Below are 16,866 nucleotides of genomic sequence, written 5' to 3'. Positions count from 1 at the left end.
CGGACCTGGGCTCAGTGTCCAGGGCCCGGGGCGGGGGCCGGCTCGCTGGCCGGGGCCGCGTCTTTCGGCCTGCCCCTGCTGCGCTCGCGCATCCGCTGGAACACGACATAGAGCATCGGGATCAGGAAGATGCCGAAGATCGAGGCGAAGAGCATGCCGCCGAAGACCGGCGTGCCGACCGCCCGCCGGCTGAGCGCGCCGGCCCCCGTGGCAATCACCAGCGGCAGCAGACCGAGGATGAAGGCAAAGCTCGTCATCATCACCGGGCGGAAGCGCAGCCTGGCGCCGGACACGGCGGAATCGATGATCGACTCGCCCTTGGCGCGTTGCTCCAGCGCGAATTCGACGATCAGGATGCCGTTCTTCGCCGCGAGCGCGATCAGCACGACGAGGCCGATCTGGGCGTAGACGCCGAGGCTGACGCCGGTCAGCGCAACCGAGGCGACTGCGCCGAGCACCGCGACCGTGACCGAGAGCAGCACCGCGATCGGCACGTTCCAGCTCTCGTAGAGCGCGACGAGGAAGAGATAGGCGAAGAGCAGGGCGAGCGCGATGACGATCGGGGTGCCGCCGCTTGCGGCCTTCTCCTGCAGGGCCGTGCCGGTCCATTCGAAACCGAAGCCCGCCGGCAGGGTCGTCGCCGAGATGCGCTCCATGGCCTGGATCGCCTGACCCGAGCTGACGCCGGGCTTCGGCGAGCCGTTGACGATCGCGCCCCGGTAGCCATTGTAGCGGGTCAGGGCCTGCGGCCCGGTGACGAGGCGCACCTGCGAGAGCGCGTTCAGCGGCACCATCGCGCCGGTTTTGCCGCGGACATAGATCTTGCCGATATCGGTCACGGCCCGGCGGAAGGGCGTCTCGGCCTGGACATTGACCTGCCAGGTCCGGCCGAAGACGTTGAAGTCGTTGACGTAGAAGCCGCCGAGCGTCGCCTGGAGGGCGTTGAAGATGTCGGCGATCTGGACGCCGAGCACCTGCGCCTTGTCGCGGTCGATATCAAGATAGATCTGCGGGGTGTCGGCGGCGAAGGTGCTGAAGACCGCGGCGAGCTCGGGCTGCTGGTTGGCGGCGATGAGCAGGCCGCGCATCGTGGCTGCGATGTCGGTCGGCGACTGGCCCTGCAGGGCTTCGAGCACATATTGGAAGCCGCCGGTGCTGCCGAGCCCGATGATCGGCGGCAGGTTGAACGGAAAGACCGTTGCCTGCTGCACGGCGGCAAGCTGCGGCCGCAGCGCCCCGATGATCGCGCCGACCCCTTGCGCCGGATCCTTGCGGTCCTCGAACGGCTTCAGGCGGATGACGAAGAAGGCCTGGTTGGAGGAGGCGAGGCCGTCGATGAAATTGAAGCCGACGACGGAAAGCACGCCCTGGACGCCGGCGACCGGCCGGACGATGCTCTCGACCTGCTCGACCACGGCCGCGGTCCGGTTCACCGAGGCGCCTTCGGGCAGGCGCATCGCGATGAAGAAGGCGCCCTGGTCCTCTTCCGGCAGGAAGCTCTGCGGCGTGGTCAGGAACAGCCCGCCCGTCGCGGCCAGGATGCCGGCGAGCACGAACAGGACGACGACGGCGACCCTGACCAGGCGCCTGACGATCGCGGCATAGCCGTCGCGGACCTTGTCGATGCCGTTCATCACGTAGCGCATCGGCCCGCCGCCGCCATGGCCGCGCTTGATCAGGATCGAGCAGAGCGCCGGGCTCAGCGTCAGGGCGTTGATTGCCGAGATCAGCATGGCGGTCGAGACGGCGACCGCGAATTGCCGGAAGAGCTGGCCGCTGATGCCGGGAATGAAGGCGACCGGCACGAAGACCGCGAGCAGCACGAAGGTGATGGCGATGATCGGCCCGGTGATCTCGGCCATCGCCTTCTTGGTCGCGTCCGCGATCGAAAGCTCCGGCTCCTCCTCGACGACGCGCTCGACATTCTCGATCACCACGATGGCGTCGTCGACGACGATGCCGATGGCGAGCACGAGCGCGAGCAGGGAGACCGTGTTGGCGGTGAAGCCGATCACCAGCATGACGGCGAAGGTGCCGATGATCGAGACCGGTACCGCGACCAGCGGGATGATGGTGGTGCGCAGCTTGCCGAGGAAGAGGAAGACGACGAGGCCGACCAGCACGAAGGCTTCGAGCAGGGTGCGGATGACCTCGTCGATCGTGGCGCTGACGAAGACCGTGGTGTCGAAGAAGATGCCGTAGGCGAGATCCTCGGGGAAGCGCTTGGAGAGCGCCTCCATCGTCGCCCGCACCTTCTTGGCGACATCGATCGCATTGGCGCCGGGCGACTGGTAGATGCCCATGGCGGCGCCCGGCGCGCCGTTGAAACGGCTGTAGCGATCGGCCGTGCGGGCCCCGATCTCGACGCGCGCCACATCCCTGACGCGCACGACCGAGCCGCCCGGATTGGTGCGCAGCACGATATTGGCGAATTCCTCCGGCTTGGTGAGGCGGCCCTGCGTCTTGACCGTGAGCTGGTATTGCTGGTCGCTGCTGACCGGGGCGGCTCCGATGCGGCCGAGCGCCGCCTGCACGTTCTGGCCCTGGACCGCGGAGATGACGTCGCTCGGTGTCAGGCTGAGCGCCGTCAGCCGGTTCGGATCGAGCCAGACCCGGAGCGAGTAATCGAGCGGGCCGAACAGGCTGACCTGGCCGACGCCGTTGATGCGGGCGAGCGCGTCGACCAGGTTGATCGTCGCGTAATTGCTGAGATAGAGCGAGTCGAATGTGTGCTTCGGCGAGTGGATCTCGACCACCTGCAGCAGCGCGGCGGATTTCTTGCGGACGGTCAGGCCCTGACGCGTGACCTCGGTCGGGAGCTGCGGCTGGGCCAGCGACGAGCGGTTCTGGACATTGACGGTATTGATGTCCGGGTTGGTGCCGAGCGCGAAGGTGACGTTGAGCGTGTAGCTGCCGTCGGCGCCGCTGGTCGACTGGTAGTAGAGCGCGTTGTCGACGCCGTTGATCTGCTGCTCGATCGGCTGGGCGACGGTGGTCTCGACCACCTCGGCATCGGCGCCGGGATAGCTCGCGGTCAGGGTGACCTGCGGCGGCACGATATCGGGGAACTGCGCAACCGGGATCGTGAAGATGGCGATGAGGCCCGCCAGCGTGATGACGATCGAGACGACGAAGGCGAGGCGCGGCCGGTCGACGAAGATCGACGAGATCACGTCTAGCTCCCGCTTGCCGGAGCAACGGGCGTGGCGGAGACGGTCAGGCCGGGGCGCACCTTGAGCAGGCCTTCGACGATGACGTTCTCGCCCTCGGTCAATCCGGTTTCGACGACGACATCGGCGTCCTGCTGCGGGCCCAGCTTGATGCGGCGCTGCTGGGCCTTGCTGTCCTTGTCGACAACCATGACATAGCTGCCGGCCTGATCGACCTGGACGGCCGCCTGCGGCACGACGAGGCGTGCCTGCTGGCTCCGCTCGCGGACCTCGACCGAGACGAATTCGCCGTCGATCAGCTGGCGATCGGGGTTGGGCAGCGAGGCCCGCATGGTCACGGTGTCGGTCTGCTGGTCGACCTGCGGGTCGGTATAGTTCCAGACGCCGGGATGGGGGTATTCCTTGCCGGAGGACAGGCGCACGGTGATCGCGATCTTGCTCTGGCTGCCGTCCTCGCGCCGGCGCGCCTCGCGGAGTTCCTCGAGCTGGCGCACGCTGACCTGGAACAGGACATACATCGGGTCCTGGCTGACGATGGTCGCGAGCGGGTTGCTGCTGGGGCCGACGAGATTGCCCTGCGTATAGGCCGTGCGGCCGATGCGGCCGGCGATCGGGGCGATGATGTCGGTGTAACCGAGATTTTCCTTGGCCTGGGTCAGTGCCGCCTGGTTCTGCAGCACCGAGGCATGGGCGACGTCGAGAGCGGCGCGGTTGCTGTCGAGCGTCGCCTGCGAGACGGCCTGCGTCTTCACCAGGTCCTGCGAGCGCGCATAGGTGAGCTGAGCGTTGAGCTCCTGGGCCTTGGCGGCGGCGAGGTTGGCCGTCGCCTGGTCGAGCTGCGCCTGATATTGCACCTTCTCGATCTGGTAGAGCGTGTCGCCGGCCTTGACCTCCTGCCCCTCGGTGAACTGGATCTTGTCGAGGAAGCCCTGCACGCGGGCGATCAGCGCCACGCTTTCGGGCGCCTTGATGCGGCCGACGAAGGAATAGGACCAGGTCACGCCCTTCTTGGTGGCGGGCTGGATGCCGACGGCGGGCGCAGGCGGGGCGGCCGGAGGTTGCGCGGCTTGCCGGTCGTTGCAGGCGCCGAGCGCCAGCGCCATCACCGCAATCGAGACAAGCAACCGGAACGTCATCCGTATGCCCCGCAATGATCGATCCCGGGGATGCAAGCCCCCAGGAACCCAAGTCCCGTAGGATCGAGACCCGCTGGGACCTGCGCCCATGGTGACAAACTTCCGGGCGCTTGCACAGAGCCCGGCTGATGCCGAAACCGCGAGGGGCTGGGTTCGCCGAGGCTGTCGGCGTCTCCGTGACGGTTCAGAGCGGTTCGACTACGTCGGGATTCATGGCGATGAAGAGTTCAGCCTGACGCGCGAACAACATCCAGGCCGGATCATTCTCCGACCGTCCGGCGTGGCAGTGCATGATCGTGAAGATCGCCACCGTTCCGGCCGGCTGCTCGGGGTCGATGCGCGCGGCGCGACACATCGCCCTGGCAATTCTCTGGACGCGCGGATCATCCCGACGACCTGCCGCGCTCACCCCCGCGGCCACGGGTTTGGCTTCGTCGATCAGAGGCATGGCGGACCTCCCGTCCTGTCATAAGCTGATGCGAGACAGTCAAACGATCGGCCCGGCTATCGGTTCCCGCGGCAAAGACTCGCGCCTTTGTCGGTTGGCCATACGCGGGAGATGAAGCGGTGCTCGCCCGGCCTCAGTCACTGACCGTGCGCGAAATCAGTACCTGTTCTGGCGCGTCACATCGCCGATCGCGGTCAATCCGGCCAGCGCCTGCGGCGACCCGTTGCTCCTGTAGAGCGCCGTGAAGACCCTGCTGGCATCGGTGTAGCGGCCGAGATGGAAGTAGGACCAGCCGCGCATCATCATCAGGTCGGTGGTTTCGGGAGCAAGACGGGCACGTTCCGACAGGGTTACCAGGGCGCCGTTGAAGTCCTTGTTGTCATATTGCGCATAGAACCGCTCGGAGAGCAGCAGCGCCGAGAGTTCGCGGCGCTGCGCGGGAGCCGGATTGGTCTGCGCCGCCGCGACATTGGCCTCCGCCGTCAGGCCTTGCTGGAGCTTCGCATAGGTCTTGCCCATGGCCGCGTCGGCCGCGACCTGGCCCGAGCTGCTGCGCATCGCGGCCTCGAAAGCCTCGGCCGCAGCCGCAGGGCGCTTCAGGTTGAGCAGGCACCAGCCGCGCTGCAATGCTGCCGCGCCCGACTGGCCATTGCCGCAACTGCCGGAAGCGGGCGCTGCCGCCTGGCGGCGCCGGACAGGCTCAGCGTCGCTATCGGCCTGGACGGTCTGGACGGTCTGCCGGGCTGCCCGGGAGCGCACCGGGCGGCTCAGTGCGGGTTCGATCGGGTCTCGCTCGCGTATGACCGGCACGGCCGGAGCGGCGACATCATCCCGGCGCTGCTGCTGGTCACGCGCATCCTGGCCATGCGCATCTTGGCCGCGCGAGGCGCGGTTGCGGCGCGGATCGAGCAGCGCGGCGATCCGTTCGGAGCGGCCGCCCCAGTCGTTGACGATCGCGCGCAGGCCGGCCTGGTCCCGCAGGCGCTGCCGTGCCAGGGCAAGCCCATAGGCGGCCGGCTCATAGCCACGGTCCCAGGAGAGGGCGGTTTCGAACCATGTCTCGGCCGGGGAGGTCTGGCCGGCATTATAGGCATACCAACCGAGACCGGCCGCGCCTGGCGCGTAGCGGTCGGTCGCAACGGTCTTCGCGATCCGCTCGACGACGGCGCGATCCAGCTTCGGAGCCGGTTCCTGCGTGATCAGCGACGTCACCGCGTCGAGATAGGCCTTGCGGTTGGCGGCGCCTGCGTCCAGCCATTGCGAACCCAGCGCCTCGGCCTCGCGATATTTGCGATTGGCGGCCAGCGCGAGCACCGCGCCTTCCGCCGCCTTGGCTCCGCCCTTGCGCTGCAAGGCGGACTGGAACAGCGCCTCCGCCTTGACCGGATCATTGTGGCGCAGCGTGTAGAAGCCGAGCAGGATGGCATCGTCCGGCGTCGTCGCGGCGTTCGCAAGCGCCTCGACCCGCCGGATGTCGTCGGCGGATACGGTGAGCTTGGTATCCTCGGCAGCCCGCCCGATGCGCCGCCGCGCGATCTCGTCACGGATGCTGGAGAATTCGGTCTGCCTCTCCTGCGCCAGAAGCGCGTCCGTCAGCGTATCGGGCAGCGTCGCCAGCGCCTTCTGCATCGTCCCGATCCGTTCTGCCGGGGTGTTGCAGTTGCCCAGCACATAGGAATAGGCGTCCCGCGCCCGCTCGGGCTTGCCGGTCTGCACGAAGGCCTCGGCCACCCGCCACAGCGCATCGACATTCGCGCAGGTCAGCAAGGCCGGCGTCTCGGTGCCGATCCGGATCACCTGCTCCCATTGCCGCGCATTGGAGGCATTGACCAGCCGCTGCGCCGCCTCGGCGGCGTCGAGCCGGGCGACGAGATCGACAGGCGCACGCCAGTTCGGCTCTCTGGTGCCGCGTTGCGCAATCGCGGCCCGGACCTCGGCGATCTTGCCTTCCGAGAAGAGCTTCCAAAGCCGCTCGAGCTCGGGATCGCCGGTTTGAGCCGGAGACGTCAGGTCGGCGGGCGGCTTCCATTCCGGATAGAGGGCGCGCAGCCGGGCAAGCTCGGCCTCCAGGCGCCGCGTGTCGCCCTGAGATGCGAAATAGCGCAAGGCACTCTCGTCGACGACGGGGGGCCGCTGCGCCGGTTGGCCGGGCGGGGTCGCCGGCGGCTGCGCCTGAGCGAGTTCCGGCGCGGGTTGCTGGCTGTCAGGGGAAGAGCTTCCGGCCGCGGCCGCCTGACGGATCGCCGCAGGCGGCGTCAACGACAGATCGACCTCCCGGCCATGGCGGCCGAAGGCATAGAACGCGGCACTCGCGAGGACGATCGCCAGGACGGCGTATTTCACATGCATTGCGGATACCTCTCGCGGAGCATCGAGAGGGACAGAAGATGCAGGGTCGAGGGATAATAGGCCGTCGGCTGGAAGGTCTTCAATTCCGCCGGGATTGGCGTCTTGTCGAGCGCGCAGGCCATCGCGGCCGCGAGAATGCGATAGCCGGCGTCGGGCAGCGGCTCGACGGGATTGCCGGTCTTGACGTCGATCACGGCAGTCCCGCCGGCCCATGCCTTGCGGAACGGCTCCATGCGCGCCTTGTCGGCCAGCCCCGCCCGCATCAGATAGAGCGGGATGCGGATGGCGTTGTAGCCGAACTGGGGCGGGAAGCCGTCGGCAGGCCTGGGCGTGTCCTTGATCGAGACCCAGTCCGGCGCCAGCATCTTCGCCTTGGCAAGCGTGTCGAGCAGTTTCAGGCCGCTCGCCTGCACCTGCATCCAGCTCTGATCGCCGGTGAGCTGCGCGAGCGCCGGCAGCGCCTCGAACACCCAGTAGGATGGATTGACCACGGGCCCGTCGGGCCGGTCCTTCTCGGAAAAGCCGACCGCGCCGGGCATCAGCCAGGTCTCGCCACCGCGCTTCAACAGCGCGACCTTGGCCAATGACCGGGCGATCTGGCGCGCCGCCGCCGTGTAGGCCGGCATGGCCCAGCGCGCGCCGGCGCAGGCAAGGGCCTCGGCGATCAGCAGATCGCCGTCGCTGGCATTGTTGATGTCGGTGACATGGGGGCTCGCCTTGGGGTCCCAGCGCCAGGCCGCGAGCCCGTCGTCGCGGATCAGGAGCTCTGTGCGCGTGAACGCGAATATGCTGGCGAAGCTGCTGCGGTCGCCCGCGAGACAGGCGAGCAGCAGGCCATAGCCCTGGCTCTCGCTATGGCTGATCCCGCCATTGGCATCGTCGATCACGCGCCCTTCGGGCGTGACGAATTTTTGCCGGTAGAGCTCCCATGCGCCGTCGGGGAGGGAGGCAGACAGGGCCGATGTGAGAAGCATCATGGTGGCTGAGAATGTAGCCAGGAGCTTTCTCATGAGCGCCGCCCCAACCGTCCGAGCATCAACGCGGTGCCGATGCCGAGGCTGATGCAGGCGGCCAGGAGCGTCAGCGCGTAGGTGCCGATATTGCTCGACATCCAGTTGGCGAGGACGAGGCGCATATTTGTCAAGCTGAAGGGCCGCGTCATGAAGAAGGAGGTGCGGTCGGCGGAGAGGACATGTGTTTCCTGCCCACCCCGGAAAGCCGTGATCCTGCCGGCCATGGCAGCCCAATTGCCCGGCGTCACGATCCGGGCAACGCTGCTCTCGAGCGCCTCTTCGCGCCGGGCGACGAAGGCGGTCCAGACCTGCCGGGTATCCGGATCGGCGGCCTGGGCTGCGATCAGGTCGGTTCCCTCGGCAGGCTCGTAGAGCGAAGACGAGCGCGACGGTGTGCGCAATTGGGCAAATGACAGGTCGAAGGTGCGCTGCAGCCAGCCGTCGAAGGCAACGAGATAGCGGGCCAGCGGGCCACCGAGCGAGTTCCGCCACCGGTCGCGGATCTCGTTCGTGGATTGCGGCACGCCGCCTGAATCTTCCGGTGTCGTCTGGCGGCCCTGGAAACGGTTGAGCACGGCGTCGAACACGGCCGTGCCATCCGCATCGGGCGAGACCACGACGGCGTCGGCGCGCTGTGGCCATGTGGTGCGGACGGTGTCGGCGATGCCGACGCGCGGCAGCAGGCCGCTTGGCAACTGGCCGACGGCGCCGACGATCAGCGCCGGGCGATCTCCCACGGTGGCGGCGTTCGCCAGCGGATCGACCGCGATGGGCCGGCTGGCGCGCTGGGCCAGGCGCGCCAGCAGAGTCGCCGCCGCACCGTAATTGGCGGCATCGAGCCGGCCCATGACTAGGGCCACGCGCGGCGCCACCGAGTAGGGAAATCCCGTGCCGGAAACGGCGGCGAGGTTTGGCTTGACGCCGATCTTCGCGAAATCCGGAACGGCCAGCGAGGTGGCATCGAACAGCGCGAAACGGCTCTTGCCAGGCAGCGTCGCGCCGGGCCCGCAGCTCAGATCGGTTCTCGCGATCGTGACGGCCTCGAGCCAGAGCTCATTGATCCCCGGCCGGAAATGCCGCATCGGCACGGTGATGGGGAATTGCTGGAACAGGCCGCCGGTCGTCGTGTTGAGCGGCACGGTCGCGGCGACATTGCCGTTGACGAAGATCTCGATATGGCTGACGCCGGGCAGGACCTCCGCGGAATAGGCGCCGTCGAGAAGAAGCGTGGCCTCACCGTAGGCGTTCGCAAAAAAGTCGCCGGGCATTGCGACGACGGCGCGCACCCGCATGCGCCGGCCGGTCGATTCCTGGGTGGGAACGCCGAGATCGGCGAAGCGCAGCACCTGCCGGCCCGTAACGTAAGGTGGGTTCGGCGTGTGCCAGCTCGCCGTATCCATGCTTGTGCGGTTGATATTGGTCGGCCTCGAAACCGGCTCGGTCAGGATCTTGGCGACGACCGCCTCGATATCCGGCCAGCCCTGGCCCGTGACGAGAAGTGTGGCCGGACCCAGCTTCGGACTGGCGACGAAGCCGAGGAAGCTGCGGGTGGCCGCTTCCTCCGGAATCGAGCCGAGTAGCTCGCCCAATTCGTTCGCTGTCCCGATCACAACCGTCAGCGAGCCCGGCCGCAGCCGCTCCGGCGGCCGTTCGGAAACCCGCACCACGACCTGCCCGAAGCGCCCGCGCAGGGCCACGGCCTGGGCTACGGCGAGAATGGTGTTGCCCGCGATCGCCCGCGACGCGCTGGGCGCCACGATGTTGATCGTCGTCTGGCCGCTTTCGTCCCCGCCGATCGACGGCAGATCGTCGATGCCTCGCAAACGCAGCTGCGCGGCATCGGGGCTGCGAAAGCTCAGTCGCGTGCCGGCACCGTCGATGCGCGTCCAGAGTTCATAGGTGGATGCCAGGGTGCAATCCGTGCGGTGGCGCTGCACGACCTCGAAACCGATCGTATTCTCGCCTGCGCGCAAAAGCGCCTTGCGGATCGCGACCGAGAGCCGCGCCAGCCGGTCCGACGATGCAATCGGCTGCTCGATGACGCGCTCGCCATTGATCCGCACGGTCAACCGCGAGGCTTCCGGCATCACGACGAGGGCATTCTGGAATGCCACGTCCAGGTTCAGATCGGCAGCGGCTTCGTCCTGCGTCAGGAAGAAAGCCCAGTTGCGGCTGTCGCTCTCGCCTTCCAGGGTGACGCGGGCGGCAGGAAGCAACGGCTTGAACGCAAAGGGGACGGGCGCAGTCGCTGCCGTCGCGGACTTCGGCGGCTGGCTCGGGGCAGGGGGCTCAGCAGCAGGTGCAGCCGGTGCCACGGGGGGCTTTGCGGCCGGCGGCTGCTCCGGAGGCGCGATCATGAACGGGGCCGGCTCGGCCGGGGCTGGCTGCACGCGCCCGTCCTGGGCCATGCTGGCGCCGCAGAACAGCGGCAGGGCCATGGCGGCCATCAGGGAGAATGGCTGCAGCCTCATTCCGCTGGCCTCGCCGGTGTCGCCGAAGAGCGTGTCAGGCGGTAAAGGCCGAAGAAATAAGACAAGCCGCGGCTCGTCTGGAAGATCGCGATCCGCAGGAAGCGGATCGTGCCGTAGACGACCCCCATGTTCTGGCGCCGCGCCTTCTGGAACAGGGTCCAACGCTCGGCGTCGGAAAAGGCGAGATCGGCGATCATGCGGCTGTGCAGGGCTTCGCTCGGGGCGTAGCGGCAGCCCATCAGCAAACCCTTGTCGTCAGGCGCCAGGCGCATCACACGCACCGGCAGCGTGCCGGCCGGCATGTTGATCGTGGTCTCGAAAGAAATGAGCGCCTCGCTGCCGACAGGCAGCTTGTCGAAAACATGGGACAGAACGCGGATGCCGACGCCGTCGACGGAGGCGTTCTCGGTGACGATCGGCGCGGTCTGCCCGTCGATGGTGATCTCGCCGCGTCGCCGCACTGCGAAGCGCCGGGCCGCGCGCCCCTCCGGCCGCTCGGAGACGACGCCGAGCGCGCAGCCCGCCATCAGCAGGTTGAGCAGGTTCCAGAGGCCGACGACCACCGTCGTGTCGGCATTGTAGGGCTCGGTGATGATCCGCCAATAGGTAGCGACGACACCGAGCGCCAGGACGCCGAAAATGATGAAGAACGGCAGCCCCAGCTCGGAGACGCGACGGGTTTCCAGAGATTCGTTCTTGGCCGTGACCTTGAAGGTCGGCTTGCCCGGATTGATGAGGACCGAGACGACCGCAGGCAGCAGGTAGACCGACTGGATGAACTCGTAGAGTTCCGAGATCCATGGCCAGCGATAGCGGCCATAGAGATAGTTCTGCATCATCAGGTTCACGACCATATAGCTCAGGATATAGGCGAAGAACTCCGCCCCCGATGCCGTGAAGATCTGCAATCCGAAGAACAGGTAGAACAGAGGCGAGATCAGGAAGATCCAGCGCGCGAAGGGAAACAGCCAGAACAGCGCCGAGGAGCAGTAGCAGAGCCGCTGCGGCAGCGAGAGACCGGTTTTGAACAGCGGGCGATGATAGATCAGGATCTGCATCATGCCCTGCGCCCAGCGCGAGCGCTGCCCGATGAAGCTCGCAAAGGTCGCCGGCTGCAGCCCGGCGATCAGCGGCTTGTCGACATAGACGCTGTGCCAGCCGGTGGCGTGCAGGGTGATCGCCGTCTCGGCGTCTTCCGTGATGCTACGTCCAGCGAAGCCATTGGTGGTCTTGAGTGCCTGGCGGCGCAGCACCGCAGCCGAACCGCAGAAGAACGAGGCGTCCCATTTGTCGAGACCGCGCTGGATGATGCCGTAGAACATCTCGTTCTCGGACGGCATGTATTTGAAGGTCTGGAGATTGCGCTCCAGCGGGTCGGGATTGATGAAGAAATGCGGCGTCTGCACCAGGAACAGCTTCGGGTCCTGGCCGAAAAAGCCCACGGTCTCCGCGAGGAAGGACCGTGCGGGCGCATGATCGGCATCGAAGACGACGATCAACTCGCCTTCGGAGTGAGCGATACCGTTGTTGAGGTTACCGGCCTTGGCGCTGATATTGCGCTCGCGCGTCAGATAGGTGACGCCGAGGCCCTCGCATAGCTTTTGCAGCGTCCCCCGGCGCTCCTTGGCGGCGTTGGCGGCCACGAAATTATCCGCGTTGCACTTCTCGTCGGTTCCGCCATCGTCGAGGAGAAAGACCTTCAGGCGATCGGCCGGGTAATCCATCGCGAGCGCAGCCGCGAGCGTCGTCGCCAGCAGGTCCGCCTCTTCGTTATAGGTCGGCACGAAGACGTCGACGGTGGGCGCATTCTCCAGGTCGACCGGCGGTGTCTTGCGCGGCGGCAAGGGCAGCGCGACCACGAACAGGCTGAGAAACAGCATGCCGATATTATAGAACTCGGCGAGATAGAGGATCATCGCCGGGATGAAGTCCTCGATCTGGTTCGCCGGCGGCAAGGTGCTCGTCGTGCGCCAATAGATGTAGCGCAGCACGATCGCCGTTCCCAATCCCAGCGCGATCAGCCGCCAGACGCCGTCAGGCCGCAGGAACTTCAGCGCGATCATCGCCGTGACCACGATCGCCCCCGCGATCAGATGCGCCTGCAGGCTGATCGGCAAGGTGATCAGCACCACGACCAAGGCGGCGATCACAGCCCAGACGATGACGTAGATCGTTGTTCGCATCGGTCTTCAGGTGATCCTGGTTGCGGTCAAGGCGACAAGGGCGGCGGAACGGTCGGGTATCCTTCCAGGGGTCGGTCCGGCAAAGGCCTGTCCGGGACAGGGTCTCTCACCTCGGTACGGGCCGGCTGCGGACGTTTCGGGCGGGCAACCGGAGGTGGCCGCTCGACCGCCTCAGGCAGGAATGCCTGGGGCATGGATGCCTGGGGCAGGGGATAGATCGGCGCGCCGGCCTCGCCGAGATCGGGGGACGGCGATGGCGCATCCCCGATCGGGTTCCAGCCTGCGCGCCTGAGCGAGGCGTTGACGGAAAACCCATAGGCGAGGCGCAGCAAGGCGGCTTCCGACGCTCCCGGCGCACAGATCCGCAGGCGCACGGAGATCACGCCCGATCTGGGGCGGAAAAGGCTGTCATCGCTTGCGACGCGCTGCCAGGCGTAAAGACAGCCATCGCCCCCGGGGCCGCGGCCAAAGGCATAGCCGAACGGGCCGTAGCGGTTCTGCACATAGGCGGCCGACGGCACCATGGCGACGCCCGGAAGCCGCTCCTCCATCTCGCGCGCGATCGCGAAATCCTCGATGCTCGGAAGCGAGAGGAGCCTGCCTTCCACACCATTCGTATCGGGAACATCCGCCGCCGTCAGGAAGGCGGCATAGATCGCATTCTCGCCCGGCGTCCGGCCTCGCGTGGCGAGCGTAACGGTCTGGGACACGGCATTTTCGTAGCTGCGCTGCGTGACGTTCACGACCGCTGGCCCGCCCGGCGGCAGCACGATGAGGGCGCGGCTCGGGTCGACGGCGATGGAGCGTGTTGCAAACGACAGTTCGGCATCCGTCAGCCTCTGCTCACCGCAGCCTGCCGCCATCGCACCCAGCAAGGCCGCGGCGGCAAGGGTTGCGAGCCGCCCCCTGGTCTGGCCGCGAGCCGGGCCGAGCGCCGGACGCAGGCCGGACACGCTCATCGGCACGCAGGCCGGTGTCTTGGAGCGATCGACATGTCGGAACCATTGATTAACAAAGATTAACACGTTCTTACCGCAGGCTGATGCGGCCAGTCTTTGGCCCTCGATCGAATCATACCTGCCAGTACAGACAATTCCGGCACCGGCACCAACCCCTGTCGAGCGAGCGCAGTGGGAGAATTTGGAATACTGGCGATCTCATCCCCCATAATCTTTGCGATGGTCGCCGGGGACTGCCTCGACACTCGGCAGGCCTTCTCTGTTCCGGATTGAAAGCCGGCGAAGCGGATGATCTGGAATATCCTTGTCGCCGGCGTCGCAGAAGGGAGGGGGCTTGCCGCCATGACTAGCGCAGCTGCGGACGGGATGCGGCGAGATCGTTGCGGATCGCGGTCGCGGCCACGCCGGCCTGACCCATGGCATGACTGATCTGGTCGAGACCGATCACGACATCGCCGGCCGCGTATAATCCCGCGATGCTGGTGCGCTGGTGGCGATCGACCTGGATGCAGCCATCATCCGTCACGGCCGCGCCCAATGCGGTCGCGAGGTCGGAATGAACGACCGAGCCAAGGGCGGGATAGACGGTGTCGAAGCGCAGCCGCCCCGCGGCCGAAGACAGGCTCAGGCCATCCTCCTCCAGCCGGAATTCCTGCGCGGGTCCGCCGATGATGCGAACCCCGAGACCCGCGAGACGCTCATTCAGGGGGGCGGCAAGGCCCTCGGTTCCATCGAGGACAAGGCTGACCCGCGCCGTATACGACCGCAGGAATTCGCATTCATTCGCAGCGCCGGCATCGGAGCCGATGACCGCGACGTTCTGCCCGGTGACCTCGTAGCCGTCGCAAACCGGACAGTAGCGCAGGCGGCCCAGCATGAGCGCCTCGGCATGGAGCGCGTCGGCAATCGGGGGGCGACGGTTCGTGACGCCGGTGGCGAGCAAAACCGAGCGCGCCTTGATGTCGACGTCCCGCCCGTGCGCCCCGAAGCCGGAACCGTCGTGGGTCAGCGCCTCGACGTGGCGATCGACAATCCAGGTGCCGTACCGGATTGCCTGCGACCGCATCCGCGAGAGCAGCTCGCGACCGGAAATGCCTTCGGGAAAGCCGGCATGATTATGGGTGCAGGGGATCTGCAGCGCGCGGCCATGGCCCGCGTCCATGACGGTGACGCTGAGATGAAAGCGCGCAAGATAGATCGCCGCCGTCAGGCCCGCGGGGCCGCCGCCGATCACGAGGCAATCGAGCTGGTCTGACATGAGGGGCCCTCGGCTTGATCAGGCGACGCTTGCGAACGGCAGGGCGGAGAGGCTTGCGCGGCACGGGCGGTCTCGGGAGGACGTCACATCGGCATCTCGCCGCAACGCCCCGTTGACCGTCAGTTCCTCCATAAGGATCGATTGATCTCGGGAATGTGACGCCTGGAGCCACCCGATGAGCTGAACCCGCGCGGAAAAGGCATGGACGAGTTGGGCCGATGCGATCAGCTTCATCATGAACTCCGGACTATCCCAGGGATCAAACGGAGCGGGCAGTGAATTCGTTCCCGGCCGACGCGGGGCAGCCTCGCCTGGGCTGACGGGGCCGTAAGGGAACCTACTTGCCGATCGCCGGTTCAGGAGATGCGCTTGCGCATCGATCGAGCCCGCTGATGCGGATTCGGATGTGGCCTAGCGATTGCGGGAGGACATCGTGAGCATTGTGTGGACCATCGTCATCGGCTTTCTCGCCGGCGTGATCGCCAAATTCCTGACCCCTGGGTCGAACGAGCCGACCGGCTTCGTCCTGACGGCCATTCTCGGAATCGTCGGCGCCTTCGTGGCGACCTATCTGGGACAGGCCCTTCATTGGTACCGCCCGGGGGAAGGCGCGGGCCTGATCGGGGCGGTCGTCGGCGCCATCATCGTCCTGATGGTCTGGGCCTTCTTCTCAAACCGCCGACACAGCGTCTGACACCCAAGCGCAAGGAGCGACCTCATGAGCGAAAAGGGCTTTCCGTCGATGACGGCACTGCTGGGCCTCGTTGCCCTCGCAGGCTACCAGAATCGCGACAAGATCGCCGAGTGGCTCGGCCAGGCCAACCAGCCGACCCCAACCGGTGCACCGGCCGGCGATATCCCGAAAGGCGCGGATTCCGTGCTCGGCAATCTCGGCGGCACATTGGGCGCAGGCGGGATCGGCGGCTTCCTGAACGGAGGTCTGGGCGAGCTGATCGATCGCTTCAAACAGGCAGGCCAGGGCGAGAAGGCCGATTCCTGGGTGCGCCAGGGTGCCAATCAGGATGTTGCGCCGCCGGATCTGGAACAGGTGATCGGACCCGATGTCCTGGCCAAGCTCGAACGCCAGACGGGCCTGTCCCGTGACGAGCTGCTGTCCCGGCTGTCCCGGCAACTGCCTGACGCCGTGGATCGCTATACGCCCGACGGCAGGCTCCCCGCCGCCGGGGCCTGATCCCGCCCCTGCATGACCGGCAGAGCCGGTGACCGTCGACACGTCCAGCGACCGGCTCCCGTCATCGGGAGCCGGTTCGTCGTCGGGGCAGGGTTTCTCGAGGCTGCCAGGTACTGCCAGATCGGGTACTGCCAGATCGGGTACTGCCAGATCTCGTCACGGCCTGGAACCACACTGTCTCGCCTGAGTTGATGCGCAATCGGAAGGAACAGATGGAAACCCAGGAACTACATCGCGGCCGGCTGATCGATCATATCCAGCTCGTTGTCGCGGACCTCGGCGCCTGCCGCCGCTTCTACGAGGGCATCTTCCGCGAACTTCACATTCCGATCGGCGGGACGGCCGAGGATTATTTCTGGGTGGACGAACTCTTCGTCTCGAGCGCGCAGAGCAAGGCGGCGCAGGGCGAGCTCACGGGCCGGCACCATATCGCCTTCCAGGCCAGGAACCGCGCCATGGTCGACGCCTTCTACAAGGCTGGCCTCGACAGCGGCGGCAGGGATAACGGCGCGCCGGGCGAGCGCCCCTATCATCCCGGCTATTACGCCGCCTTCCTGCTCGATCCCGCCGGCAACAATATCGAGGCCGTCTTCCATGGCGAGGCCGAACGCAGCGCTCCATCGGTCAAGATCACGTTCTGAGTGATCGGCAGGTGGTGCCACCCGCGGCATGGGCGGCAGGATGGGC

At 66.8% G+C, this 16,866-nt stretch carries 13 protein-coding genes; 3 read left to right on the top strand and 10 right to left on the bottom strand.

Annotated features, from left to right (window positions below):
- Positions 1-11: 11 nt before the first annotated feature.
- The 10 genes from AC1DW9_RS25750 to AC1DW9_RS25705 all read right to left on the bottom strand — a co-directional run bounded on the left by AC1DW9_RS25750 (position 12) and on the right by AC1DW9_RS25705 (position 15,221).
- On the bottom strand, positions 12-3,173 hold the full coding sequence (locus tag AC1DW9_RS25750) for an efflux RND transporter permease subunit (protein ID WP_476768202.1): 3,162 nt from the start codon (positions 3,171-3,173) through the stop codon (positions 12-14).
- Between the two features lie 2 nt (positions 3,174-3,175).
- Entirely contained in the window at positions 3,176-4,306 is a 1,131-nt protein-coding gene (locus tag AC1DW9_RS25745; RefSeq protein WP_441506847.1) for an efflux RND transporter periplasmic adaptor subunit, read from the bottom strand.
- A gap of 184 nt (positions 4,307-4,490) precedes the next feature.
- A complete protein-coding gene (locus tag AC1DW9_RS25740) occupies positions 4,491-4,754 on the bottom strand; it encodes a hypothetical protein (RefSeq protein ID WP_441506846.1) in 264 nt (87 codons plus the stop codon).
- A 156-nt stretch (positions 4,755-4,910) separates the two neighbouring features.
- Positions 4,911-7,103, bottom strand: a complete 2,193-nt coding sequence (locus tag AC1DW9_RS25735) for a hypothetical protein (protein WP_476776887.1) — start codon at positions 7,101-7,103, stop codon at positions 4,911-4,913.
- Positions 7,094-8,113, bottom strand: coding sequence for a family 8 glycosyl hydrolase (locus AC1DW9_RS25730; protein WP_476768205.1), 1,020 nt, complete (start codon positions 8,111-8,113; stop codon positions 7,094-7,096). Before AC1DW9_RS25730 ends, AC1DW9_RS25735 begins: the two co-directional genes overlap by 10 nt.
- Entirely contained in the window at positions 8,110-10,587 is a 2,478-nt protein-coding gene (locus AC1DW9_RS25725) for a cellulose biosynthesis cyclic di-GMP-binding regulatory protein BcsB (protein WP_441506843.1), read from the bottom strand. Before AC1DW9_RS25725 ends, AC1DW9_RS25730 begins: the two co-directional genes overlap by 4 nt.
- Positions 10,584-12,770: a UDP-forming cellulose synthase catalytic subunit gene (gene bcsA / locus AC1DW9_RS25720; protein ID WP_441506842.1), complete on the bottom strand. Its 2,187-nt coding sequence runs from the start codon at positions 12,768-12,770 to the stop codon at positions 10,584-10,586. Before bcsA ends, AC1DW9_RS25725 begins: the two co-directional genes overlap by 4 nt.
- 26 nt (positions 12,771-12,796) lie before the next feature.
- Complete coding sequence (bcsN, locus tag AC1DW9_RS25715) at positions 12,797-13,795, bottom strand: cellulose biosynthesis protein BcsN (protein ID WP_476776886.1); 999 nt, start codon at positions 13,793-13,795, stop codon at positions 12,797-12,799.
- Positions 13,796-14,075: 280 nt separating this feature from the next.
- Positions 14,076-14,987 (bottom strand): NAD(P)/FAD-dependent oxidoreductase, encoded by a 912-nt coding sequence (locus tag AC1DW9_RS25710; protein ID WP_476776885.1) that lies wholly within the window; start codon positions 14,985-14,987, stop codon positions 14,076-14,078.
- An 18-nt stretch (positions 14,988-15,005) separates the two neighbouring features.
- Complete coding sequence (locus AC1DW9_RS25705; RefSeq protein WP_476776884.1) at positions 15,006-15,221, bottom strand: hypothetical protein; 216 nt, start codon at positions 15,219-15,221, stop codon at positions 15,006-15,008.
- A gap of 199 nt (positions 15,222-15,420) precedes the next feature.
- Here AC1DW9_RS25705 and AC1DW9_RS25700 point away from each other — a divergent pair, with 199 nt between their 5' ends.
- The 3 genes from AC1DW9_RS25700 (at position 15,421) to AC1DW9_RS25690 (ending at position 16,820) form a co-directional block, all read left to right on the top strand.
- Complete coding sequence (locus AC1DW9_RS25700) at positions 15,421-15,681, top strand: GlsB/YeaQ/YmgE family stress response membrane protein (RefSeq protein ID WP_441506838.1); 261 nt, start codon at positions 15,421-15,423, stop codon at positions 15,679-15,681.
- Positions 15,682-15,705: 24 nt separating this feature from the next.
- Positions 15,706-16,179, top strand: a complete 474-nt coding sequence (locus tag AC1DW9_RS25695; protein WP_441506837.1) for a YidB family protein — start codon at positions 15,706-15,708, stop codon at positions 16,177-16,179.
- A 212-nt stretch (positions 16,180-16,391) separates the two neighbouring features.
- The gene (locus tag AC1DW9_RS25690) at positions 16,392-16,820 is read left to right on the top strand and encodes a VOC family protein (RefSeq protein ID WP_441492268.1); all 429 of its coding nucleotides are present in this window, start codon (positions 16,392-16,394) and stop codon (positions 16,818-16,820) included.
- Positions 16,821-16,866 lie beyond the last annotated feature (46 nt).

The sequence above is a fragment of the Allobosea sp. P4_E12 genome, assembly GCF_056401655.1.
Note: the sequence above shows the minus strand (reverse complement) of the source record. Positions and strands in the feature narration are given on the sequence as shown.